22 protein-coding genes are annotated in these 23123 nt (G+C 70.4%); 11 read left to right on the forward strand and 11 right to left on the reverse strand.

The genetic code is table 11. The features are described from left to right. Positions 1–1113, forward strand: a 1113-nt coding sequence (locus DEIPI_RS0104880) for a sensor histidine kinase (protein WP_027481034.1), incomplete at its 5' end; no start/stop codon positions are given. A 4-nt stretch (positions 1114–1117) separates the two neighbouring features. Then, a complete protein-coding gene (locus tag DEIPI_RS0104885; protein ID WP_027481035.1) occupies positions 1118–1771 on the forward strand; it encodes a response regulator in 654 nt (217 codons plus the stop codon). Positions 1772–1834: 63 nt separating this feature from the next. On the opposite strand, the gene DEIPI_RS0104890 is transcribed toward DEIPI_RS0104885, so the two are convergent. Genes DEIPI_RS0104890 through DEIPI_RS0104910 form a run of 5 tightly spaced genes read right to left on the reverse strand, consistent with a single transcriptional unit; the run spans position 1835 to position 7991 of the window. Then, a complete protein-coding gene (locus DEIPI_RS0104890; protein WP_084473972.1) occupies positions 1835–4381 on the reverse strand; it encodes a polynucleotide kinase-phosphatase in 2547 nt (848 codons plus the stop codon). Next, complete coding sequence (locus DEIPI_RS0104895) at positions 4374–4937, reverse strand: hypothetical protein (RefSeq protein WP_027481037.1); 564 nt, start codon at positions 4935–4937, stop codon at positions 4374–4376. The genes DEIPI_RS0104890 and DEIPI_RS0104895 overlap by 8 nt, the downstream gene beginning before the upstream one ends. Then, the gene (locus DEIPI_RS0104900) at positions 4934–5710 is read right to left on the reverse strand and encodes a nucleotidyltransferase domain-containing protein (RefSeq protein WP_027481038.1); all 777 of its coding nucleotides are present in this window, start codon (positions 5708–5710) and stop codon (positions 4934–4936) included. Before DEIPI_RS0104900 ends, DEIPI_RS0104895 begins: the two co-directional genes overlap by 4 nt. Further along, a complete protein-coding gene (locus tag DEIPI_RS0104905; RefSeq protein WP_027481039.1) occupies positions 5707–6621 on the reverse strand; it encodes a nucleotidyltransferase domain-containing protein in 915 nt (304 codons plus the stop codon). The genes DEIPI_RS0104900 and DEIPI_RS0104905 overlap by 4 nt, the downstream gene beginning before the upstream one ends. Further along, a complete protein-coding gene (locus DEIPI_RS0104910; protein WP_027481040.1) occupies positions 6618–7991 on the reverse strand; it encodes a 3' terminal RNA ribose 2'-O-methyltransferase Hen1 in 1374 nt (457 codons plus the stop codon). The genes DEIPI_RS0104905 and DEIPI_RS0104910 overlap by 4 nt, the downstream gene beginning before the upstream one ends. A gap of 167 nt (positions 7992–8158) precedes the next feature. Between DEIPI_RS0104910 and DEIPI_RS37405 the strand changes: the two genes are divergently transcribed. Next, the gene (locus DEIPI_RS37405) at positions 8159–8791 is read left to right on the forward strand and encodes an RNA ligase family protein (RefSeq protein ID WP_027481041.1); all 633 of its coding nucleotides are present in this window, start codon (positions 8159–8161) and stop codon (positions 8789–8791) included. Next, positions 8788–10038, forward strand: a complete 1251-nt coding sequence (locus DEIPI_RS0104920) for an AAA family ATPase (protein ID WP_027481042.1) — start codon at positions 8788–8790, stop codon at positions 10036–10038. The genes DEIPI_RS37405 and DEIPI_RS0104920 overlap by 4 nt, the downstream gene beginning before the upstream one ends. A 23-nt stretch (positions 10039–10061) precedes the next feature. Here DEIPI_RS0104920 and DEIPI_RS0104925 read toward each other — a convergent pair whose 3' ends face one another. Genes DEIPI_RS0104925 through DEIPI_RS28625 form a run of 4 tightly spaced genes read right to left on the reverse strand, consistent with a single transcriptional unit; the run spans position 10062 to position 12546 of the window. Further along, entirely contained in the window at positions 10062–10934 is an 873-nt protein-coding gene (locus DEIPI_RS0104925; RefSeq protein ID WP_027481043.1) for a hypothetical protein, read from the reverse strand. Next, positions 10931–11704, reverse strand: a complete 774-nt coding sequence (locus DEIPI_RS0104930; protein ID WP_027481044.1) for a tRNA(His) guanylyltransferase Thg1 family protein — start codon at positions 11702–11704, stop codon at positions 10931–10933. Before DEIPI_RS0104930 ends, DEIPI_RS0104925 begins: the two co-directional genes overlap by 4 nt. Further along, a complete protein-coding gene (locus DEIPI_RS0104935) occupies positions 11694–12185 on the reverse strand; it encodes an ATP-binding protein (protein WP_211238243.1) in 492 nt (163 codons plus the stop codon). The genes DEIPI_RS0104930 and DEIPI_RS0104935 overlap by 11 nt, the downstream gene beginning before the upstream one ends. Before the next feature lie 4 nt (positions 12186–12189). Continuing rightward, positions 12190–12546: a hypothetical protein gene (locus DEIPI_RS28625; protein WP_052351623.1), complete on the reverse strand. Its 357-nt coding sequence runs from the start codon at positions 12544–12546 to the stop codon at positions 12190–12192. Positions 12547–12683: 137 nt separating this feature from the next. On the opposite strand from DEIPI_RS28625, the gene DEIPI_RS0104945 reads away from it, so the two are divergent. Both DEIPI_RS0104945 and DEIPI_RS28630 read left to right on the forward strand, forming a co-directional pair. Then, a complete protein-coding gene (locus tag DEIPI_RS0104945) occupies positions 12684–13085 on the forward strand; it encodes a hypothetical protein (RefSeq protein WP_211238244.1) in 402 nt (133 codons plus the stop codon). Beyond that, entirely contained in the window at positions 13082–16006 is a 2925-nt protein-coding gene (locus DEIPI_RS28630) for a DUF4132 domain-containing protein (protein ID WP_052351624.1), read from the forward strand. The genes DEIPI_RS0104945 and DEIPI_RS28630 overlap by 4 nt, the downstream gene beginning before the upstream one ends. Before the next feature lie 47 nt (positions 16007–16053). Here DEIPI_RS28630 and DEIPI_RS0104955 read toward each other — a convergent pair whose 3' ends face one another. Beyond that, positions 16054–16836, reverse strand: a complete 783-nt coding sequence (locus tag DEIPI_RS0104955; RefSeq protein ID WP_027481047.1) for an enoyl-ACP reductase FabI — start codon at positions 16834–16836, stop codon at positions 16054–16056. A gap of 283 nt (positions 16837–17119) precedes the next feature. On the opposite strand from DEIPI_RS0104955, the gene pgeF reads away from it, so the two are divergent. The 5 genes from pgeF to DEIPI_RS28650 all read left to right on the forward strand — a co-directional run bounded on the left by pgeF (position 17120) and on the right by DEIPI_RS28650 (position 22856). After that, positions 17120–17941 carry a peptidoglycan editing factor PgeF gene (gene pgeF, locus DEIPI_RS28635; RefSeq protein ID WP_045233669.1) on the forward strand — a complete coding sequence of 274 codons (822 nt, stop codon included), beginning with the start codon at positions 17120–17122 and terminating at the stop codon, positions 17939–17941. Next, positions 17938–18462 carry a YqeG family HAD IIIA-type phosphatase gene (locus DEIPI_RS28640; protein WP_045233670.1) on the forward strand — a complete coding sequence of 175 codons (525 nt, stop codon included), beginning with the start codon at positions 17938–17940 and terminating at the stop codon, positions 18460–18462. Before pgeF ends, DEIPI_RS28640 begins: the two co-directional genes overlap by 4 nt. A gap of 3 nt (positions 18463–18465) precedes the next feature. Then, on the forward strand, positions 18466–21129 hold the full coding sequence (locus DEIPI_RS0104970; RefSeq protein WP_027481048.1) for a type II/IV secretion system protein: 2664 nt from the start codon (positions 18466–18468) through the stop codon (positions 21127–21129). A gap of 261 nt (positions 21130–21390) precedes the next feature. Then, positions 21391–22548, forward strand: coding sequence for a type IV pilus twitching motility protein PilT (locus tag DEIPI_RS28645; RefSeq protein WP_045233671.1), 1158 nt, complete (start codon positions 21391–21393; stop codon positions 22546–22548). 101 nt (positions 22549–22649) lie between these two features. Next, the gene (locus DEIPI_RS28650) at positions 22650–22856 is read left to right on the forward strand and encodes a hypothetical protein (protein WP_045233672.1); all 207 of its coding nucleotides are present in this window, start codon (positions 22650–22652) and stop codon (positions 22854–22856) included. Position 22857: 1 nt separating this feature from the next. On the opposite strand, the gene DEIPI_RS0104985 is transcribed toward DEIPI_RS28650, so the two are convergent. Next, positions 22858–23106: a hypothetical protein gene (locus tag DEIPI_RS0104985; RefSeq protein WP_027481049.1), complete on the reverse strand. Its 249-nt coding sequence runs from the start codon at positions 23104–23106 to the stop codon at positions 22858–22860. Positions 23107–23123: the final 17 nt, after the last annotated feature.

The following is a 23123-nucleotide window of genomic DNA, read 5'->3' on the forward strand; positions in this document are numbered from 1 at the left end:
GAGCAGCTCGTCGGTCGGACGCAGCCCAGCGTGAACGCCGTCGGGGCCGTCGCGGTCGCGCTGGCGTTCGGTCCGCTGCGGGCGCGACTGCAGACGCTGGCCAATCGCCTCACCTACGGCGAGCGCGACGATCCCTACGCCGTGCTCGCCCGCGTCTCCGAGCGGGTGCAGGGCAGCGTCTCCCCGGAGGAGGTGCTCGAACCGCTGGTCCGCACGGTCCGTGACGCCCTGCGGCTCCCGTTCGTGGTGCTGGAGCTCGACGGCCCGGCGCGGCAGGTCGTGATCGGCACGCCGAGCGGCGCGGAGGACGTCCGTCCGCTGGTGTTCCAGCACGAGGAGCTCGGACGTCTGCGGCTGGGCCGCCGCGACCCGGACGAGGCGTTCGGCGCCGCCGACGAGCGACTGATCGTCGACCTGTCACGGCAGCTCGGGTCGGTCGCGCACGCCGCGCGCCTCACCCGGGCGCTGCAGGAGTCGCGCGAGCGTCTCGTGAACGCCCTGGAGGACGAACGCCGACGTCTGCGCCGGGACCTCCACGACGGTCTCGGGCCGCAACTCGCCGCGCTCACGCTGCAGGCCGGGGCGTTGCGTCACCTCATCGCCCGGGACCCGGACGCCGCCGTCCGGCAGGTCGCGGAACTGCAGGGCGAGCTGCGCGGCGCCATCGCCGACATCCGGCGGCTGGTGTACGGCCTGCGCCCTCCCACCCTCGACGAGTTCGGCCTGAGCGGCGCGATCCGCGAGCACGCGGCGCGCGTCGCGGTGCCTCAGGGTCCGCAGCCCGCGCTCGCGGTGCGGGTCGTGGCGCCGGACGTCCTGCCGCCACTGCCCGCCGCCGTGGAGGTCGCGGCGTACCGCATCGTGCAGGAGGCCCTCACCAACGTCGTCCGTCACGCGGACGCCCGGCGGGTGGAGGTGGAGCTGCGGCTCGACGGCGCGCTGCGGTTGCGGGTCAGCGACGACGGACGAGGCATCGACCCGGAGGCGCGCTTCGGGGTCGGGCTGCTCTCCATGCGTGAGCGCGCCCGGGAGCTCGGCGGATCGTGCGAGACCACCTCCGGCCCGGAGGGCGGCACGACCGTGCACGTGACGCTGCCCCTGACAGGAGAATGAACCGATGGAGAGCCTGACCGTCCTGATCGCCGACGACCACCCGCTGTTCCGCAAGGGACTGCGCGCCCTGCTCGACACCTACCCCGAGTTCACGGTGGTCGCGGAGGCCGCGAGCGGTCGCGAGGCGGTCGAACGCACCCTGGAGTGGCAGCCCGACGTGGTCCTGATGGACCTGCAGATGCCCGACGGGGGCGGCGTGGACGCCACGCGGCGCATCCTGCACGCGAGCCCGCGGGTGCGGGTGCTGGTGGTGTCGCTCTTCCAGGACGACGACAGCGTCTTCGCCGCGCTGCGCGCCGGAGCGCGCGGCTACGTCCTCAAGGACACGCCGGAGGACGAGCTGATCGGCGCGGTCCGCACGGTCGGCGCGGGAGGCGCGATCTTCAGTCCCGCCATCGCGGCGCGCGTGCTGAACTTCTTCGCCTCGGCGCACGTCATGGTCCCGGCGCCGCTGTTTCCCGGCCTCACCGACCGTGAACGCGAGATCCTGCACCTGATGGCCGCCGGGCACGACAATCACGTCATCGCGGGGACGTTGGGACTGAGCGTCAAGACCGTCAGCAACTACGTGTCGAACATCTTCGCGAAGCTGGAGGTCGCCAACCGGGCGCAGGCCATCGTGCGCGCCCGTGACGCCGGGCTCGGCTCCCTGGAGTGACCGTTCCCGCCCGCGCCGCGGGAGCTTCGGGGTCGGGACGAGCACCCCGGCGACGTCCTCGACCTACAGCCTCGGGTCGAGCGGCTCCTGCTCCAGGGCCAGCACCCCGAACGCGCACTCGTGCACGCGCCGCAACGGCTCGCGCCGCACGAAGCGCTCGAGTCCCTCCACCCCCAGCGCGAACTCACGCAGGGCGAGCGAGCGTTTGCCGCTCAGACCACGTTCGCGCAGCCGCGTGAGGTTCTCGGGCGCGGTGTACTCCGGCCCGTAGATGATGCGCAGGTACTCCCGACCTCGGACCTTGACGGCGGGCTGCACGAGGCCCTTGCGGCCACGCGTGACGAAGGAGCGGGGCTTCACCACCATGCCTTCCCCGCCGCGCCCGGTGAGGTCCAGCCACCACGCCTCCGCCTCCGAAGTGCTCTCGGGGTCGTCCAGGTCCACCTCGCGGTGCGCGGTCGCGACGATCAGGTCCGGCGCGGCGCGCGCGAGCCGCGCGAGCGTGGACAGGTGCCACCCGTGGTCCTTGTCGACGTGCACGGCGCCCTCGGTCGCGAGCAGGTGGAACGGGGCGAGTCGCACGTCCTCGACGCTCGCCACGCGCCGGACGTAGCGGCGGTACGCGTCCACGTACGCGCGCGTCATGCCCTCACGTTCCCGCGTGCGCTCCAGCAGGTCCGTGAGCGGCAGGCCGCGCGCGACCACGCCTTCCAGCGCCCGCACCTCGGCGGGAAGGGCGGCGCCCGCGGCGGCCCCGACGGCGGCGTACTGCCGACGGATGAGCTCCTCCGCCTTGAGGGACCAGGGCAGTGGTTCGGCGTCCAGCACCGCCCAGTCCGAACCGAGCTCGTCCCACAGGCCGCTCGTCTCGAAGGCGGCCCGCAGGCGCGTCAGCACCTGCGCCTCCATGTCCGTATCGTTGAACAAGCGCCGTCCGGTGCGGGTGTACACGACGCCCGCCGAGCCCTCCCGCAGTCCGAAGCGCGTGACCGCCACGTCGTCGTCGCGCGTGACGACCACCACGGCACGCGAGCCCATGTGCTTCTCCTCGCACACGACGTGCTGCACGCCCGCGCGGCGGTAATGCTCGAACGCCTCGGTGGGGTACTCCAGGTAGCCCTCGCGCGTGCTCGTCTCGCTCGGGCTCATGGTGGGCGGCACGTACAGGAGCCAGCGCGGATCCACCGCGAAGCGGCTCACGACCTCCAGCGCGGCCGCCGCCTCGTCCTCGCGCACGCTGACCCGTCCGCGCAGACTCGTCTCGATGACGCGCCTGCCGGTCACGTCGGCGAGGTCGAGGAGCTCGTCGTGCGCCTGCTGCGCGCTGAGCCCCTGGTCGGAGACGAGGGGCCGTTTCGGTTCCGCGTACGTCTCGCGCGCGTCGACGCTCACGAGCTCCATCTCGGGGTAGCGCAGGGCGGTGAGCTTCCCGCCGAACACGCAGCCCGTGTCGATGTCGATCGTGCGGTTGAGCCACTCGGCCTGCGGGACGGGCGTATGACCGTACACCACGGTCGCCTTCCCGCGGTAGTCGAGCGCCCAGTTCAGCCGCACGGGCAGGCCGAACTCGTCCGTCTCCCCCGTCGTCTCGCCGTACAGCGCGAACTCCCGCACCCGCCCGGACGCGCGGCCCTGGTAGGCCTCCTTCATTCCCGCGTGCGCCACGACGACCTTCCCGTCGTCGAGGACGTAGTGGCTGACGAGCGAGTCGATGAAGTCCACCACCGCGCGCCTGAACTCCGGGGGCTCGTGTTCGAGCTGCTGAAGGGACTTCTCCAGTCCGTGCGCCACGGTGACCTTGCGGCCCGACAGGGCCTTCTTGAGCTTCTCGTCGTGATTGCCGGGCACGCACAGCGCCGTGCCCGCGCGCACCATGCCCATCACGAGCCGCAGCACGCCCGGCGTGTCGGGGCCGCGGTCCACGAGGTCACCGACGAACACGGCCCTGCGCCCTTCGGGCGGGGTGACGCTGAGGTCGCCCCGCACCTCGTACCCGAGGCGGGTGAGCAGGTCGCGCAGTTCCGGCAGGCAGCCGTGCACGTCCCCGACGAAGTCGAACGGGCCGTGCTCGTGCCGGAGGTTGTTGTACAGTCTCGTGCGCGTCACGACGACGCTCGCGGCGTCCTCCTCGCTCCGGAGGACGCCGACCTGCCGGAAGCCTTCCGTCTGCAGTTTCGACAGCGACTTCCTGAGCTGCGACACCTGCTGCGGGATGACGTGCGCGCCGAAGGGGCGGTCCGTGCGCGCCGCGTGCCGCGCGGTCAGCACCTCCTGAGGGAGGTCCAGCACGATCGCGACGGGCAGCACGTCGAACTCCTTCGCGAGCGTCACGATGCGCTTGCGCGCGTCCGACTGCACGTTGGTCGCGTCGATGACGGTCAGCAGACCCCGCGCGAGCCGCTTGCGCGCCACGAAGTACAGCGCGTCGAACGCGTCGTTCGTCGCGTCCTGCGCGTTCTCGTCGTTCCCGACGAGCAACCGGAAGGCGTCGCTCGACAGCACCTCACCCGGACGGAAGTGCGCGCGGGCGAAGGTGGTCTTGCCGGAGCCCGACGCGCCGACGAGCGCGACGAGGCACAGTTCGGGAAGTTGCAGGGTCAAATCAGTCATCGTCAGTCTCTTCCAGCGGAAACCGCCGCCAGGGCCACGTCCGCATCAGCCGATCTGCCGTCGCGTCGAACGTGCTGTGGTAGTGATGGCTGTGAGGATAGGGGACGTTCGGGAGTCCTTCCTGCATCCCGAGGTCATGCGCGACCTCCACGAACTTCCGCAGGGGACCGTACGCGTAGATGATGTTGTGCGCGTCGTAGACCAGCAGCGCGTCCGACTCCAGGGATGAGATCCACACGTGATGACGCCCGTCAAGCTCCAGAAACGTCTCGAACTCCTCCAGGAACGCCTCCACCTGAAGCCGCGATAATGGCCCGCTCTGATACCGCCCGACCTCATGCTCGCCACGAGATGCGACGAGCACGTACAGCAATCCGAACGGCTCGGGGATCACCGCCGCCAACGCCTTCAACAACGCCACCTGTCCGCCCCGTGGCGCCAGCACGAGGCGCTTGGGGCCGCTCGTCGCCTGCTGCTGCCAGACGTGCGGCGGTGTGTAGGGTGACTCGTTGTGCTCTGCATCCAGGACGCCGAGCTTGTAGGTCGAGTCCGTCACGTCATCACACTCCTCAAACCGTTCAGGCGCAGGCGAACGAGCAGGTCGCTCAGCGCCGCCGTCGTCTCCGGAGCCACCTCGCCCGGCAGGGTGGTCTCGCTCCGGGCGAGGTCGAGCTCGCGGGTGAGGCGCCCGACCTCGCGCTCGTAGAAGCCGAGGTCACCCCTCAGCGTCTCCTGTTCCGCACCCCGGGTCTTGTGGGCGATGAGGTCGTCGAGGTACGTGAGGCGAAACTCCTCGTTCAGGACGCGCAGGTTCGCCTCGACCTCGTGGGTCCGCATGAGGTGGATGCCCGTGAGCAGCGTCCGGAAGGTGTACAGCAGCGGCTTGACGCGTGGCGTGTCCTCACCGGAGAACATCCGCCACTGATTCGCGCTGAAGCCGAGGTAGTGGTGCGCGTGATGCTTTGTGACGACGCCGCGCGCGAGGTCACGCAACTCCGCGTGTTCGGGGGTCGTGTGGACCACCAGCGGGGAGTGCAGCTGCTCCAGCACGTACCCGTTGCGCCTCAGCATCAGGCCCGTGAACTTGCGCGCGTCGTGCGTGACGAGGTCGAGCTCCACTCCGCCGTCCACGCGGTCCAGGTTCACGGTCTCGCGGAGCGCGTGCAGGCCGAGCACCTCCCGTGCAGGCAGGACGTGCACGCCGCGCAGGTCCCAGTCGCTGTCCCCGCTGGGGAAGCCGTACAGGTCCGCGCCGCTCACCGTGGCGAACAGCAGCGGGTACGGATGGTCCCGCACCGCGCCCTGCAACGGTCCCGGCAAGGCCCTCATGCGCGCACCTCCAGCATGCCGCGGCGGGCACGCAGCAGGAACGCGTTCACCCGCTCGTAGTCGGGCCGTTCGGGAAGACGACTCTTTGGCAGCGCCGCGTCGAACCGCGCGTGCAGGTCGAGCCGCCAGCGGTCGAGGTCCGCCCAGGGCACGTCGCCGCGCTTCACGGCGAGCAGGTCTTCTCTGCGCTCGCCGACGTGCACCAACACCTCGCCGCTCTCCAGCACCGCGATGCCCGACATCAGCAGGCGCAGCAGGTGCATGGCGTGCTTCCAACGGATCTCGCCGTGGTTGCGCAGGTCCGCTTCGAGCTTCCCGAACTGCGACAGGACGTACCCGTTGTACGTCTGGTACACCAGCGTGGACAGGAACGCGTCCCTCATGTCGAGCAGATCCAGCGCGAGCGGCGACGCCGTCTCCACGAGCGGGGTGTACAGGCACTCCAGCACGTTCGGGTTCGCCTTGAGGGCCAGCGTCAGGAACTTCTGGAGTTCCCAGTACGTTTCCTGCGTGTCGTGGTCTTCGAGCTGTTCCGGCACGCCCCACAGGGACCAGTGCGCGTCGGCGGGCGGCAGGTAGAAGCCGCGACGGTCGGTGTCGCTCGCGTCCGTCTCCAGGCCGAAGGCGCGCGACCCGACGACGCAGCGATACTGTACGAACGCCATCCAATCGGGCTGCGGCGGGACGCTGAGGTCCTTGTGGTGCTTGCGCACGTCCAGCTCCCGCCGCAGGAAGCTGTGCTCGCCCCCGTCGGGGAAGCGCACGCGGTACGCGTGCTGCGGGTCCGCCGGGGCACGCACGACCACCGCGACCGCCCCGGCGGGACGGGTCACTTCCCCGGAGGGCGTGTGGACGGGCACGCGCGTCACGACATGCGTGCCGAGCGGCAGGAGCCGCAGGTCGGTGTTCACGAGTCCTCCCGGCGGAACACCGCCATCTGGGTGGGCGGGCCGAGGCGCTCGTCCTCGTCCCCGACGGGTTTGATCGTGACGGTGTAGCCGAAGGTGCTCGCGACGCGCGCGGCCCACTCGGTGAACTGCGCGCGGGTCCACTCAAAGCGGTGGTCCTCGTGGCGGGTGTCGCCCGCGCTCAGCGTGGCCCAGGTGGCGTTGTACTCGGCGTTCGGGGTGGTCACGACGACCGTGCCTGGCCGCGCGGCGCCGAACACGACGCGCTCCAGTGTCCACAGGCGGTCCTCGTCGAGGTGCTCGATGACCTCCACGAGGGCCGCCGCGCCTGCGCCCGAAAGGCGAGCGTCGCGGTACGTCAGGCTGCCTTGAACGAGCGTGAGGCGCCCCCTCACCGCTTCGGGCAGCTCGTCGAGCTTCAGACGGTCGCGGGCGCGGGCGAGCACGCGCGGGCTGACGTCCATCCCGAGGATCGTTTCGAACTGCCGCTCGGCGAGGAGCAACTTCAGCAGGTTGCCCTCACCGCAGCCGAGGTCGAGGACGCTCGTGGCGCCGCTCCCTCGCAGCTCGCGCGCCACGGCCTCCAGCCGCTGCTGGTTGAGGGTGGGCGCGACGGGAGCGGCGTCCTCGTCGTCCTCGTCGGCGCCCTTGAAGTGGGCTTCGGCGGCGCGGCGCAGGGCGTGCCGGTGCTTGAGGAACCGCCGCGTGACGAGGTCACGTTCGGGGTGAGCGTCGAGCCAGCCGCCCGCGTAGCGGAGCAGCTTGTCGATCTCGGTCTCGTCGACGTAGTAGTGCTTGCCGTCGTCGAGCACCGGGATCAGCACGTACAGGTGCGCGAGCAGGTCGCGCAGACGCACCTCGGCGTCGAGGGTGAGGTCGAGGTAGGGGCTCTCGCCCCACTCGGGGAACTGGGGGTCGAGGAGCCTCGCGCGGGCCGTGACGCGGTACCCGAGGGGCGTGAACAGCCGCCCGGCGAGATCCAGACCCCCTCTGGACGGCAGGGCGGGCAGGTGCGCCGTGAAGGGCAGCGCGGTGTCCGCGAGGTCCTGTCGTTCCCTGCTGCGTCCGCTCATGGCCGTGCCGAAGGCTTCACGCAGGGCGGTGGACAGGAAGCTCGACGCGGCGTACGGCCGGTCGTTCACGTACGGCTCCAGCGGCGTGCCTGAAGCCCCTCCCGCGCGTCCGCGCGAGATCACGACGGGGTCCGCCTCCACGAGGAGCGCCACCGTGCAGCGCTCGGGCGTGGCCTCGGGAGAGAACACGTGACCGCGACCGACGGGCAGGTCGAACGTGACAGACCTCGCGGGGTTCTTGTGCAGCAGGTACCCGAGGTCCGTGGCGGGCCGGTGCGTCGTCGTGATCGTGAGCAGCATGGTCTTCCTTTCCGGGGCGTCAGGAACGAGGGTAGCGCACGCGCGCGCGCGGCCCGTACGCACCCTCGCGTACCCTCACGTGGGCTGAGCCACGAGGCGTAGCCTCCCCTGGCCTTTTGATCCAGGCCTGCCGGGCGTGCGGACGCTACCCTGCTCGTGGAGCCCTCATGACCCGCCGCGTCAAGTACCCCCGCACGCCTCACCTGCCCTGGTCGCCCGGCGCGAGCACGGACGACACGCGCATGGTGGACGTGCGCGCCTTCGAGGGGCGCGAGGTCGTCGTGACGGAGAAGCTCGACGGGGAGAACACCACCCTGTACCGTGACGGCATGCACGCCCGCGCCGTGGAGGGTCGTCCGCACCCCTCGCGGGACTGGGTGAAGGGCCTTCAGGGCCGCGTGGGCTACCTTCTGCCCGTGGGGTGGCGGGTGTGCGGGGAGAACCTGTACGCGAGGCACTCCATCGCGTACGACGATCTGGAGTCCTACTTCTACCTCCTGAGCGTCTGGGACGACACGAACTCCTGCCTGAGCTGGGACGCGACGCTGACGTGGGCGCGTGAGCTGGGCGTACCCACCCCGCGTGAACTGTACCGGGGCGTGTGGAGCGAGGCGCGCGTGCGGGCCGTGCGGGTCGACGAACTCAGCATGGAGGGGTACGTCGTCCGCACGGCGGACGGGTTTCCCTTCGGGGCGTTCGCGTCGCGCGTCGCGAAGTGGGTGCGGGCGGGGCACGTCCGGACCGACGAGCACTGGATGCACGCGCAGATCGTCCCGAACGGGCTGCGGGAGCGGCGGTGAGGCCGTTCCTGACGTCGCTCCGCGCGGGCGCCGAACCCGACCTCGCCGCGTTCGAGCGCGAGCTGGGGTCCGCGCTTCCCCTCCTCGCGGACCTCGGGCGCACCCCGCAGGAGCCCGAGTGGCACGGCGAGGGAGACGTTCACACGCACACGGACCTCGTGTTGCGTGAAGCGTACGACCTCGCGCAGCACGAGGGGCTCTCGTCCGACGAGCGGCTCGTGCTGGTCCTCGCGGCGGCCCTGCACGACGTGGGCAAGGCCCTCACCACCCGCCGCGCCGTGGACGACGCGGGGCGCGAGCGGATCGTGTCGCCCCGGCACGCGGACCGGGGCCGGTCGTACCTCGCGTGGCGTCTGCCGGAGCTGGACCTGCCCTACGACGCGATCCACGCGGTGATGGCGCTCGTCGGGCATCACCACGACCTCGGACGTACCCTCGTCGCGGGCACCGAGCGGGCGTACCGTCGGCTCGCCCGTCAGGTGGACCTGCGGCTGCTGTACCTGCTGGAGGTGGCGGACACGCGCGGACGTGTCGCGGCGGACCGGACGTCGAGGCTGGAGGATCTGGAGCTCTTCCGTCTCGGCGCCGAGGAGTTCGGCGTGTGGGGCGGCGGTGACCCGTACGCGGCGTGGCGGGACGTGATCGACGCGAGGCTGCGGTCCTTCTCTCCCGAATACCGGGCGCTGGTGCTGGGGCAGGGCGTGCTGGCCTACGAGGACGGCCTCATCCGGACGCCCGAGGAGGCGATCGCGCGCGGGTACGCGGCGCGGGCGGGCTTCGCGCGGCTCGTCGTGACGTGCGGCCCGAGCGGGAGCGGCAAGAGCGCGTGGGTGGCCGAGCGCCTCCCGGACTTCGACGTGGTGTCGCTCGACCTCATCCGCGAGGAGCTGACCGGGAAGCGCGCGGATCAGAGCGTGAACGGACGGGCGCTTCAGGAGGCGAAGGAACGCCTCAGGGTCTCCCTGAGGGCGAAACGACCCGTGGTGTGGGACGCGACGAATACCCGCCGGGACTTCCGGGGGATTCCCCTGCGGCTCGGGACGGACTACGGCGCGCTCACGACATTGGCGGTGTTCCAGCCGCCGCTGAGCACGATCTTCGAGCGCAATCCCGCGCGTGTGCATACCGTTCCGGCGCGTGTCGTCTCCGCGCAGGTGGAGAACGCGGAGTTCCCGTACGTCACCGAAGCTCACAGGCACGTCGTGCTGGACGAGTTCCTGCGGCCCACCGCGCTTTTGGGCCGATGACCGAGGACGCTGTCCGCGTCGGGTCATGGTGTGGGCGAGTGTTCCGGCCTCGCCCGCAAGGTCCTCACGAGCGCCCGGCACCACGACTCGCGCATGGCGGGCTGCCGGGCGAGCAGCGCCGCGAAACGCGCACGGTCGGTGCGGCCGAGCTCGTACAGCCGCGCGGCGGCGTGCAGCGCCACGAGGTTCGACTCGGCGCGCGGCGGCGCGAGCAGCGTCTCGTCTCCCCAGCGTGACGGCGGGTTCGAAGGCGTCACCTTCGCCTGCCGGTTCCCGAGGAAGTCCCACAGCGGCCACGGCACGCTGACGTTCCGCACGCTCCCCGCCGGGTAGGCGTGCACCCAGTCCACGCGCTGCGTCCAGCGCCACGCGTTCGGGCTGCTGGGCTGCGCGTGCACGATCCCGACGAAGCGGACCCGGGACCGCCAGGCGCGCGGGTCGAGGCGAAGCTGGGCGGACCAGTCGACGAGCAGTTCGTCGATCCTCCCGAAGGTGTCGCCGGACGCGACGAGGTCCACGAACACCACGGGGCGGGCGCGGCGGATCAGCTGCCATGGCGCGAGGCCCGCCTCGGCGAACTGGGCGCGCATCGCGGTCACGGCGTGCGGGTACTCCCGGCGGATGGTGCCGAGCGGCCAGCCGCGCGCGGAGAACAGCAGCAGGTCCAGTCGCCTCGCCCACGCAGTGTCGTGCAGCACGCCTCGCAGGTAGTCGTGCAGGCTCTCGGGCGACCGACCGACGAACATGAGGTCCGCGTCACCCGCCAGACTCAGGACGCGCGCCGCGCAGACGCGCAGGTCTTCGGGTGCGGGCAGTGCGGGCGGCTCGGACGGCATGACGTGAACGAGACCCTCGGAACGGGAGAGGTCCCAGCGAAACGGCCTCACGGAGGTCACGTCCGCACCTCCTCCCTCTCCGTGCGCCGCAGCAGGTTGCGGATGAACGTCGTGTACTCGTCCTTCATCGGCAGGTCCCGGTCTACCCTGACCCGTCGGCGCGTGGCCGTCACAGGCTGCCGGGTGACGGGATTGAAGCCGTTCTTCTCGTACGTCTCCCAGTACAGACCCACACCGCGGCGCTGCCACGCGGGCACCTCGTTGAAGTTGACGCCGCGCGCGAACAGCAGCTCGTTCTTGAACGCCACCGACTGCCCATGCAGCGTCCCGGTCGCCTCGGCCCGCGTCGCGCCTTCCTGCCGCAACGTCCAGTACGCCCATCCGTTCAGGGCGCAGCGTCCCGCGTCGGCCTGACGCCAGCGGAAGTAGTCCACGACGTCACGTTCGGTGACGCCGAGCCAGACGCGACTGTCGAAGGTGGCGCGTTCATCGCACGCCAGGCTGAAGGTGGCGCTCGCGGTGGCGGCGCTGAGGCTGACGAGCTTCTCCAGCTCCCGGTCGAACAGCGTCCACGATGGCGGGAACAGGACGCTGATCTCGTCGCTCTCGGTGTAGGCGTACAGGCCCTGGAAGTCCTCCAGCAGGACTCGCGCGGTGGTCACCATGGAATCGCTGAAGCGCGCGTCGAAGGGTTTGTCGAAACGCTCCTCGGTGAAGCGGGAGAAGCCTCGCCCGTCAACGCGCAGGACCGTCCACGTGCCGGGCAGGAGTTTGAGGTTGTGATAGTACTCCAGGGCGCGCATGCGCGCCTCGAACTCGTCATTGTTCATCGGTCGTCCGTTCGGTGATGTCGAAGGTGCCTTCCCGGGTGAGGCGCACTTCAAAGAGGCGGTCGAAGCCCTCCCCGGGCGTGGGTGGACGGAGCTTCGCGAGCGTGGCGTGGATCGCGACGTCGGGGACGCGGGCGCGGCCCTCGCGGGCGCGGTTGCGTTGCAGGGCTACCCCGACGTCAGTGACGAAGACGTAGCCCGTGACACGCGCGCCGTACGCGCGGGCGAGCGCGATGGGCGCCTCGCGATCCTCGGGCGTGGGGTTGGTGTTGTCCAGCACCACACTGCGGCGCTCCCTAAAGGCCTGCTCGATCAGCTGTGCCTGCCTGCGGGCCTTGTTGCGGTTGTTGGGGAACAGGTCCTTGCTGACGTGCACGTGCGTGTCGGAGAAGAAGGCGTGGTAGAAGCTGGTCTTGCCGCTGGCCTGCACGCCGACGAACACCACGAGCTCCAGCGGGACGTCGTGTTCCGCCCGGTTCACGTCCTCAGCGAGGATGTCGTTCCTTCAGGCGAAGCAGCGACTGTGCGCCTTCGGGAAGTGTCGCCGGTCCCTGGACCAGCAGCCGGGCAGCCTCCAGGGTGCGTGGCGCGTAGCCCGGCCCCGAGCAGCCGCACGAGCCGAACACGAGGCCGTGCGCGGCGAGCAGTTCGACCTTGCGCCACTGCGTGACGTCCTTGCGCGGGGGCGCCTTGAAGTCCTTCCCCATGACCGTCATCGTGACGCCGCACTGCGGGCACGGCTTGCGCGCCCCATGCTGCTTGCGGTCGGTGGCCTTGAAGGTCTTCCGGCAGGCGAAGCAGGCGTAGTGCGTCTTGTAGGGGGTCAGGGCGTAGCGGCACATGGGAACCTCACGGCGAGTGTAGGTGGCCTGGGGCGTCACGGGATGCGCCGTGCGGCGTACGCCGAAGGGTCGGGCGGGCAGATGCGGCGCTTCGGTTCCCCCAACCGTGTTACGCTGTGAGCGTAAAAGGAGCCCTCGTGACGATCCCCGTGTCCCTCATCGACGAAAGCACCGCCAGCGGCGCCCGACGCACCTTCACCCTCGACTTCCTCGACGAGCGCGTCACCGTCCGCGAGCTCCTGCGCCGCCGCGTGTACGAGGAAGTCACCGAGTACAACGCCCGCGAACCCGAGGTCTTCCACGGCCTCGTCCAGCCCACCGACGCCGAGCGCACCCTGAACGGCTCCCGCCTCCGGACGCGCCGCAAGCTCGACTGGGAAGCCCAGTACACGCTCGCGCTCGACGCGTTCGCCCGGCTCGGCTTCGTGATCCTCGTCGACGACCGGCAGGTGGACGACCTCGACGAGGTGGTCCACCTGCGCCTCGACCGCCCCACCGAGGTCACGTTCCTCAAGCTCGTCCCGCTGGTGGGCGGGTGACGCTCCCATCCGACGCCCCCGCGGCGGCGCTCCTCGTGGACCTGCGCGCCGCACGTTCCTCGTACAACCTCAGACAGGCCGTGGAGGCGTGCACCGGCGACCCCGAGGAGCAGGCGCGCCTCGTCGAGGACCTCGCGGTACGGGTGTCCGAGGAGGACGAGGGGGTACGCGAGCGGTTCTGGGACGACCTGTACTACCTTCACGACGCCTGGGAGTCGTTCGCGCCGGGTCTCGCGGCGGAGATGAACGTTCGACTCTGGGTGCGTGACGAGGACTTCTACATGGGCCGAGAGAACTTCATCGTCTCGAACTTGTCCCGCCGGCCCCGCTCCGTCGTGGACGAGGTCATGACGCTCCTTCCGCGCCTGGCGAACACACGCCCGCCCGAGGTCCGCGAGCCCTGCGAACGGGCCATGACGCGGATGCGTCGTCTGCTCGACCTCGAGGACGAGCCCGGCGACCCCACGGCGACACCCGAGGAGTCGGCCGAGGCGTACCTCGCCCGCGTGACCGAGGCCTGCGCGATCGGCGCCGGCAGGAGCTGGCCCGACCGTATCCTCGAACAACTCCCGACGCTGAACGAGGCCACGCAACGGCTCGTCCTGCGGCGCGCCCTGTCCACCGTCCGTCCGGTCGTGGGCGGCGCCGAGGACCTCGAGACCATGCGCGTCAACCTGCGTCAGCAGTCGCTGACCCACATGATCGTGCACGTCACGGCCCGCTTCGGCTCGACGTTCGATCAGGACGAACGCGCCGCGGTCCTCGACTGGCTGGCAGGTCACGACCGCCTCCCGTACGACTGGATCGGTCCGGTCGAGGCCTTCGCCAGGACCGTCGAGCGCTGGGCCGACGACGCGCCCCTCCCGGGTCCGGTCGTCGCGGCCCTCCGCCGCTCCGACCTGTCGTTCACCGACCAGGACGGGTGGGAGGTCTCGCCGGGCGAAGCGTGGACGGACGCGCTGCTCGCCGCGCTCGACACGTCACCCGGGACACGCCCGGCGTGGTCCGCGCTGCTCGGGCACGCGCGGACCGCGACGAGCGCCCGTCCGTCCGACCGCTGGCTCAGGCTGGCAGGGACGCATCTGGCCGCCGTGGGTCCGGACGGCTTCGCCGAGCGTCTCGCCGCGTGGCTGCCCCTCGTCGGACGCCCCCGGACCGTCCCGCTGACGTTCAGCGTGAACCCGAACGGCGACACGAACCTGATCTTCGACGAGTTCAACGCGAACATCCTGCGCGGCCTCTTGTGGATGCTGCCGCTCGCCGCACCGCAGGGCGCCGCGCGCCTCCTCGGACACGTCGTGCAGACGTCCCTGCGCAAGGTCGCCGGGGTCGGGCCCCGCTCACCCAAGATCGCGAACGCCGCCGTGTACGCCCTCAGCCGCCTGGAAGGCGAGGACGCGCTCGGGCAGCTCACGCGCCTCTCCACGCAGGTGACGTTCAAGACCACCCTCAAGGAAATCCAGAAGGCGCTGGACGCGATGGCGCAACGGCTCGGCGTGACCCGCGACGACCTCGCGGAACTCGGCGTGCCCACCTACGGCCTCACCGACGTCGGCTTCCGCCGAGAGGTGTTCGGTGCCTGCGCGGCGGAGCTGCACGCGCAGGACGGTCACGTGCGGCTCGCGTGGTCCGGCGAGACCGGTAGGCCCGTCAAGGCGCCGCCCGCCAGCGTCAAGCGCGACTTCCCCGACGACCTCGCGGACCTCAAGAGTGCCGTGAAGGACGTCGAGAAGATGCTCGCCGCGCAGCGCGACCGGCTCGACGCCCTCATGCTCACCGACCGCACGTGGCCCGTGGGCGCGTGGCGGGAGCGGTACCTGGATCATCCCCTCGTCGGTGTGCACGCCCGCCGCCTCATCTGGACGGTGAACGGCACGCCCGCCCTGTGGAGCGACGGCGCCCTGCGTGACGTGACGGGCGCGGAGATCGAACCCACGGGCAATGTGAAGCTGTGGCATCCCCTCCTCGCGACCGTGGACGAGGTCGTGGCGTGGCGCGGGCGTCTCGAAGCGCTCGGCGTGCGGCAGCCGTTCAAGCAGGCGCACCGCGAGGTGTACCTCCTCACCGACGCGGAGCGCACGACGCGCACGTACAGCAACCGTTTCGCCGCGCACGTCCTGCGGCAGCACCAGTTCGCCGCGCTCGCGGCCCTGCGCGGCTGGGACAACAAGCTCCGTCTGATGGTCGACGACGAGTTCCCGCCCGCCACGCGGGAACTGCCGCAGTACGGTCTGCGCGCCGAGTTCTGGGTGGAGGGCATCGGGGACGACCACGGCGTCGACACCAACGACTCCGGTACGTACCTGCGCCTCTCGACGGATCAGGTGCGCTTCTACCCCATGGACGCGGCGCGGAACAGCGCGCACGCGAGCGGCGGCGGGTACGGGTCAGGCTGGCGCTTCCCCGTCGCGGCGGAGCCCGTGCCGCTCGACGAGGTCCCGCCGCTGGTGTTGAGCGAAGTGCTGCGCGACGTGGACCTGTTCGTCGGCGTCGCCAGCGTCGGGAACGACCCCACCTGGCAGGACGGCGGCCCGCAGGGACGCTTCCGTGACTACTGGCAGACGTACAGCTTCGGTGACCTCGGCGCGACCGCGCAGACCCGCAGGGACGTGCTCGCGCGCCTGCTCCCACGCCTCAGGATCGCGGATCGTTGCTCGCTCACGGAGCGGTTCCTGGTGGTGCGCGGCGACCTTCGGACGTACAGGATTCACCTCGGCAGCGGGAACATCCTGATGGAGCCCAACGATCAGTACCTGTGCATCGTGCCCGCCCGCGGCGCGGCGGCGGGGGCTGGCGACACAGCGGTGCTGCCCTTCGAGGGCGACGCGACGTTCAGCGTGATCCTGAGCAAGGCGTTCCTGCTCGCGAACGACACGGCGATCACGGACGTCACCATCACCCGGCAGATCAGGCCGGTCTGAACGGCAGGAGGCCCGCCGCTCGGCGGGCCTTCCCTTCGTGCCGCCGCTCAGTCGAGCTGCATCCCCATCGCGTTGTACCCGGCGTCCACGTACGTCGTCTCGCCCGTGATGCCGCTCGCCATGTCCGACAGCAGGAACAGGCCCAGCTTCCCGACCTCCTCCTGCGTGGCGTTGCGGCCCAGCATGCTCATCCCGGCGGCCTTGTCGTACATGCTGCCGAAGCCCGGGATGCTGCGCGCCGCCACGGTCCGCATGGGCCCCGCGCTGATCGCGTTCACGCGGACGTTCTTCTTGCCGAGCTCGTACGCGAGGTAGCGGGTGCTGGCCTCCAGCGCCGCCTTCGCGACGCCCATCACGTTGTACTTCGGCACGACCTTCTGGCTGGCGTAGTACGTCAGCGTGACGATGCTGCCGCCCTCACGCAGCAGGGGCTCCGCGTGCCGCGCGACCGACACGAGGCTGTACGCGCTCACCGACAGCGCCGTGTTCCAGTCCTCCGGGGTGGTGTCGACGAAGCGCCCGTCCATCGCGGCGCGCGGCGCGAACGCCACGGAATGCACGATGTAGTCCACGCCGCCGAACTCGGCACGGACCCGCTCGAACAGGCGCGTCAGGTCCGCCTCGACGGTCACGTCGCACTGCTCGCTCCACGTGCCCTCGAAGGGCGCGGTGAGCTTGTCGAGGTCCGCCTTGAGGCGCTCCCCCTGATAGCTGAAGGCCACGCGGGCACCCGCGCGGATCAGCTGCTCCCCGATGGACCAGCCGAGGCTGCGGGCGTTCGTCACGCCGAGAACGAGGGCGGTCTTGCCGGACAGGTCGATGGAGATCATGGCGAGAATCTACCACCCGCCCCGCCACGCCCCCCGCCGCCTGAACCGAGTCCATTTTGCGGCCCCGGCCCGATGGGGGGGCCGTTCACGTGTCTCCACATCCATGGGTTGGCTGCGTACGGACCGGAGCGGTCCGGTCCTCTTGTGGGGGCCGTTCACGTGTCTCCACATGTGTGGGAGTGGCCGTCCGCGCTTTGGCGTCGTACGCACCCGAGCGGTCGGGTGCTCATGTGGAGGCCGTTCACGTGTCTCTACATCCATAGGCGTCAGAATCCTGTGAGACATGACCACCTACTCTTCCAGCATGTGGCTGCACGCCCCGCACCTGCGGGCCACGCACGGGTTCTCCACGAGGCGCGGCGGCGTCTCCTCCGGGCCGTACGCGAGCCTGAACCTCGACGACCGCGAGGACCGCGCGGACGACGTCGAGGAGAACCGTCGCCGCGCGCTCGGCGCGCTCGGCCTGGGCGCGGCGCGCGTCGCGCGGCTCGATCAGGTGCACGGCACGGACGTCGTGCGGGGCCGCGTGGGCGTCCAGCGGGCCGACGGCGTCGTCACGGACGAGCCCGGCCTCGTCCTCACGATCATGACGGCCGACTGCTACCCCGTCCTGCTCGAGGACGCCGAGGCTGGCGTCGTCGGCGCGGCGCACGCGGGCTGGCGTGGCACGCTCGGGCGGGTCGCGGCGCGCACCGTCGAGGCGATGACGGCGCTCGGCGCGCGACCCGAGCGGATCCGCGCGGCGGTCGGGCCCGGCATCGCCGCCGCGCGCTACGCGGTGGGCGTGGACGTCGCGCGGCAGTTCGAGGAGGGCGGGCTCGGCCTCGCCGTGCGGGATGTGGACGGCGCGCCGCACCTCGACCTGCTCGCCGCGAACGTCCGGGTGCTCGCGGAGGCCGGCGTGCCGGAGGACGCCGTGTGGACGGCGGGACTGTGCTCTACGGAGGACGCGTTCTTCTCGTACCGTCGGGACGCCGGGCGAACGGGGCGGATGTGGGCGGCGATCGCGTGGCCTGAAGACTTTCACCTGAAGCGGACGGCCACCGAAGTACAATTGCGTGAGGCGAAGATGATGACGGGATTCAGGAATCTGGAGGAGTCGTGAGCGTCCTGCGACCACGGCTCGTCCTCGATCACGTCACGGAGATCACGCCGGACCTCATGGCCGACCACGACCTGCACGGCCTGCTGCTCGACCTCGACAACACCCTCATCGAGTACGGCTCGTACCGGGAGGCGCGCGAGGTGCAGACCTGGGCGTCCGAACTGATGCTGCGCGGCGTCCGGCTGTACCTCCTGTCGAACGCCATGCCCGAACGCGTCCGCTTCTGGACCGAGCGGCTCGGCTTCGCCGGGATCGGGCTGGCCAGCAAGCCCAACCCGCAGTCGTTCCACCGCGCGGCCCGCCGCATGGACCTCGCGCCCGGTCAGGTCGCGATGGTCGGCGATCAGCTCTTCACCGACGTCCTCGGCGGCAACCTCGCCGGGATGTTCACGATCATGGTCCGCCCGCTCGCGGACAACGCCCTTCCCCACACGAAGCTCGCCAGGCGCGTCGAACGGCTCGTCCTGAGAAGGTACGGGCTGCAGCACGGCCGCCCCACACTCAACCCCACGGAGGACTGATCAGTGGCTCTATCCATCGGTGACCGGCGTCTCGGCGCCATCCTGCTCGAACAGGGGTACGTGAACGACACGGACCTCCAGAAGGCCCTGGACCGACACGTCGAGGTCGGCGGGCGCCTCTCGGACATCCTGATCGACACGGGACTCGTCGGGGAGCGCCGCATCGCGCGCGCCGTCGAGGAGGCCCTCGGCATCCCCCTCGTGAACCTCTCCGTCGTGAAGCCCGCCCCCGAGGCGCTCGCGACGATCAGCGGGACGCTCGCGCAGTCACTGAACGCCGTGCCCTTCGCGATCGAGGGCGGCAACCTCCGCGTGGCCTTCGTGGATCCCCTCAACTCCATCTCCATCGAGACGGTCGAGGACGAGAGCGGCCTCATCGTGGAGCCCTACCAGGCGCTGCGCGAGCAGCTGCTGTGGGCGCTCGGCAACGCCTACCCGGAACTCGGCCTGAGCGCCGCCGCGCCCGAGGGCGCCGCGGACCAGCGGCACGAGCAACTCGGCACGCTGCTCGTCAAGCGCGGCTACCTCACCGAGGGCGACCTGGAGGTGGCGCTGCGGGCGCGCACCCAGACGGACGAACCGCTCGGTCAGGTGCTCGTCTCCACCGGGATGGTCACGGAGGAGCAGCTCTACACCGTGCTGGCCGAGCAGGCGGGCGCGATCTTCATCCGCAACCCGCGCGACTACGAGCCGAGCGAGAAGGTGCTGGGCCTCATGCTGCGCCCCGACGCGCTGCGCCTCACCGCCGTGCCCATCGAGGAGCGCGACGGCGTCATCACCGTCGCCACGAGCGACCCGCGCAAGCGCGCCGACATCGAGGCGCTGATCGATCGTCCCATCCAGATCGCGCTGGCCCGCCCGAACGACATCGAGAACCTCATCGACCGTCTCTACCCGCAGAAGGGCCGTCTCGGCGAGGCGATGATCCAGCAGGGCACCCTGTCGCGCGCGCAGCTGCGCGAGGCGCTGCAGGTCCAGTCGCGCGAGGGCAAGGTCAAGCCGCTCGGCGAGGTCATCGTGGAGCTCGGCTACGCCGGATCGGAGGAGGTGGAGCAGGCCCTCCAGAAGCAGCACTCGGGCGGCGGACGCCTCGAGGACACGCTGGTGCAGTCGGGCAAGCTCAGCCCGGAGATGCTGGCGCGCTCCCTGGCGGTGCAGCTCGGCTACGAGTACGTCGACGCGAACCAGTCCGCGCCGGACGCGTCCGTCGCGCTGCTCATCCCCGAGGCGACCGCGCGGCGCTACACGGTCATCCCGATCCGCATGCAGGGCAGCGCCCTCGTCGTCGCGATGAAGGACCCGCGCAACGTGTTCGCGCTCGACGACCTGCGCCTCATCGTGGGCCGCGAGATCGTGCCCGCCGTGATGGCCGAGAAGGACATCACGCGCCTCATCGAGCGCTACTTCGGCGCGTCCGACATGGCGGCCCTCAACAAGGAACTCGCGGCGAACACGAAGGGCAAGGACAAGGAGCGCGAGGACGCCGAGATCAGCGCCCTCGACGACAACGCCGTCGTGCGCGTCGTGGACAACATCATCCGCGAGGCGGCGCTGCAGGACGCGTCGGACATCCACATCGAGCCGACGCAGCACAACCTGAAGGTCCGCATGCGCGTGGACGGCAGCCTGCGCGACTACCAGGAACTGCCGAAGGCGGCGGCGCAGAGCGTGCTGGCGCGCATCAAGATCGTCGGGAACCTCGACATCGCCGAGCGGCGCGTGCCGCAGGACGGCCGCGTGCGCTTCAAGCGCGGCGCGATCGACCTCGACCTGCGTCTGTCCACGCTGCCCACCGTGTACGGCGAGAAGGCCGTGATGCGTCTGCTGAAGAAGGCCAGCGACATCCCCGAGGTGGAGCAGCTCGGCTTCAGCGAGCACAACTACCAGCGCTTCATCGACACCATCGAGAAGCCCTACGGGATCTTCCTCATCACGGGCCCGACCGGATCGGGCAAGTCCTTCTCCACCTTCTCGATCCTCAAGCGCATCAGCACGCCCGACGTGAACACCACCACCGTCGAGGACCCGGTGGAGTACGAGATTCCCGGCATCAACCAGACGCAGGTGAACGTCGCGGCGGGTCTGACCTTCGCGCGGGCGCTGCGCTCCTTCCTTCGTCAGGACCCCGACATCATCATGATCGGTGAGATCCGTGACGCCGAGACCGCGAAGATCGCGACGGAGGCCGCGCTGACCGGTCACCTCGTGATCGCGACGCTCCACACGAACGACGCGCCGGGCGCCGTGACGCGTCTGGAGGAGATGGGCGTCGAGAGCTTCAACATCAGCGCCGCCCTGATCGGGGTGCTCGCGCAGCGACTCGTGCGCAAGATCTGCTCGGACTGCAAGGTCGAGACGACCGCCGACCCGGAGGTGCTGCGCAAGATGGGCATCCCCGAGGAGAAGGTGGCGGGCGCCAAGCTCTTCCGCGGCGCGGGCTGCCCGCGCTGCAACGGCACCGGCTACCGAGGCCGACTCGCCATCCACGAGTTGATGATCGTGAACGAACCCGTGAAGGTCGCGATCGGTCAGGGCAAGAGCTCCACCGAGATCCGCGACGTCGCCCAGGCCGAGGCGGAGATGCGCACCCTGCGCGAGGACGGCTTCGAGAAGGCCCTCGCGGGGATGACGACGCTGGAGGAGATCCTCGGGAATACGAATGCGTAAACCCACCACGGAGACGCGTGGGCGTCCCAGGCCCGGACGCCCGGACCGCTCCGCCCATGAGCGTGGAGATGCGGAGACGCCCGAGGCAAAAGCACCGGACCGCTCCGGTGCGTACGACGACGGGGCGGCGAAGACCAGAACGTGGACGGCCTCTCAACCCTCCCCCCTTCCGTTCCGAGCCTTCCCTCCCTCACTCCGCCCGCCTTGCGCCCGTCACTGACGGCTGAACACCGACCCCCGACCGCTTCCAAAGGAGCCCGCATGCACACACCCGGAGACATCACCGACATCCTTCGTATCGCCGCCGAGAAGGGCTCGTCCGACGTGATCCTCACGGCGGGCCTCGCCCCGCAGTTCAAGATCCACGGCACGTACACGGGCTTCGATTTCGGTCCGCTGGAGCCGACGGACACGCGCAAGCTGATGTACAGCATGATGAACGAGAAGCAGCAGCGCACCTTCGAGGAGAAGCGCGAGCTGGACTTCTCCTTCGCGCTGGGTGAGCGGGCCCGTTTCCGCGTGAACGCGTTCATGCAGAAGGGCGCGGTGGGCGGCGTGATGCGTCTGATTCCCACGAACATCAAGAGCGTGGAGGACCTCGGGCTGCCGCGCACGGTCGTGGAGATCGCGGACGCGCCGCGCGGCCTGGTGCTCGTGACGGGCCCGACGGGTTCGGGCAAGTCGACGACGCTCGCCGCGATGATCGACTACATCAACAGCACGAAGAAGCTGCACATCGTGACGATCGAGGACCCGATCGAGTTCATGCACACGCACAAGAGCAGCATCGTGAACCAGCGTGAGGTCGGCGCGGACACGTGGGACTTCAACAACGCGCTGCGCGCGGTGCTGCGTCAGGCGCCGGACGTGATCCTCGTGGGTGAGATGCGTGACTACGAGACGATCAAGGCGGCCGTGACGGCGGCGGAAACGGGTCACCTCGTGATGGGGACGCTGCACACGAACAGCGCGCCCGAGTCGATCGACCGTATCGTGGACGTCTTCCCGGAGGAGCAGCAGGCGCAGATCCGCGTGCAGCTCGCGAACAACCTCGTGGCGGTCATGACGCAGCAGCTGCTGCCGCGCGCCGACAAGGAGGGCCGTATCCTCGCGTACGAGCTGCTCATCGCGAACCCGGCGGTGCGCGCCCTCATCCGTGAAGGCAAGACGTACCAGATCACGAGCGTGATGCAGACGAACGCGCAGGCGGGCATGGTCACGATGGACGCGTTCCTCGCCGGGCTCTACAAGCGCCGCATCATCACCTTCGAGACGGGTCAGGAGCGCGCGGTGGACGCGAAGGAGTTCGCGCGTCTCGCGCAGGAGGGCGCCGCGACCTTCGGTGGTGGAGCGGCCGGACCGAACCGTCCGGCCGCGACCACCGGGCAGCCCGCGACGACCCAGTACGGACGCCGCTGACACGAAGGGCAGGGTCGAGGACGCTGAAGGGCGCTTCAGCGTCCTCTTCCTTTGCCCGTCAGGCGGGGCGCGGATACTCGGTGGAACACGAAAGGAGCCGCATGACCGCACCTGGTGACCGCCCGACCATCCCGGAGCCCGGCACGCCGCCCTCCAATCCGGACACGCCGGACATGCCGGGCAATCTGCCCGAGCGTCTCCCGCCGCAGGACACGCCCGTGCCCATCATGGACCCACCGACGAATCCGGACACGCCCGGCATTCCGGAGGTGCCGCCGCTGGGCGATCCGCTGCCGAGCCCGGCGTAGCTCAGAGGTAGGGGACGGCGCGTTCGAAACCCTCGAACGCGCCGTCCTTCAGTTGCCAGTCGTCGCCGTCGCGAACCGCGAGGCCCGCCTGCACGAGGCGGTTGAGTTCGGCCTCCACGCGCTGCTGCACGCGCCGCAGGGGCATGGTACCCACGCCCTCGACGCCGCGCCAGGTGAGGAAGGCGCGGTGGAAGGCGGGCAGGTCGTCGAGACCGACGCGGGATTCGAGGTCACGCCACGAGAGGCTCATGCGCTCACTGTAGCCGC

The organism is Deinococcus pimensis DSM 21231 (assembly GCF_000519345.1).
Taxonomy (GTDB): domain Bacteria; phylum Deinococcota; class Deinococci; order Deinococcales; family Deinococcaceae; genus Deinococcus_A; species Deinococcus_A pimensis.

What these genes read in the sequence shown, in the direction of transcription:
- DEIPI_RS0104910 (WP_027481040.1), bottom strand. Translation starts at nt 7,991, where the DNA reads ATGCTGCTCACGATCACGACGACGCACCGGCCCGCCACGGACCTCGGG.
- DEIPI_RS0104930 (WP_027481044.1), bottom strand. Translation starts at nt 11,704, where the DNA reads ATGAACAATGACGAGTTCGAGGCGCGCATGCGCGCCCTGGAGTACTAT.
- pgeF (WP_045233669.1), top strand. Translation starts at nt 17,120, where the DNA reads ATGACCACCTACTCTTCCAGCATGTGGCTGCACGCCCCGCACCTGCGG.
- DEIPI_RS0104885 (WP_027481035.1), top strand. Translation starts at nt 1,118, where the DNA reads ATGGAGAGCCTGACCGTCCTGATCGCCGACGACCACCCGCTGTTCCGC.
- DEIPI_RS37405 (WP_027481041.1), top strand. Translation starts at nt 8,159, where the DNA reads ATGACCCGCCGCGTCAAGTACCCCCGCACGCCTCACCTGCCCTGGTCG.
- DEIPI_RS0104955 (WP_027481047.1), bottom strand. Translation starts at nt 16,836, where the DNA reads ATGATCTCCATCGACCTGTCCGGCAAGACCGCCCTCGTTCTCGGCGTG.
- DEIPI_RS0104985 (WP_027481049.1), bottom strand. Translation starts at nt 23,106, where the DNA reads ATGAGCCTCTCGTGGCGTGACCTCGAATCCCGCGTCGGTCTCGACGAC.
- DEIPI_RS0104890 (WP_084473972.1), bottom strand. Translation starts at nt 4,381, where the DNA reads ATGACTGATTTGACCCTGCAACTTCCCGAACTGTGCCTCGTCGCGCTC.
- DEIPI_RS28625 (WP_052351623.1), bottom strand. Translation starts at nt 12,546, where the DNA reads ATGTGCCGCTACGCCCTGACCCCCTACAAGACGCACTACGCCTGCTTC.
- DEIPI_RS28650 (WP_045233672.1), top strand. Translation starts at nt 22,650, where the DNA reads ATGACCGCACCTGGTGACCGCCCGACCATCCCGGAGCCCGGCACGCCG.
- DEIPI_RS0104900 (WP_027481038.1), bottom strand. Translation starts at nt 5,710, where the DNA reads ATGAGGGCCTTGCCGGGACCGTTGCAGGGCGCGGTGCGGGACCATCCG.
- DEIPI_RS28645 (WP_045233671.1), top strand. Translation starts at nt 21,391, where the DNA reads ATGCACACACCCGGAGACATCACCGACATCCTTCGTATCGCCGCCGAG.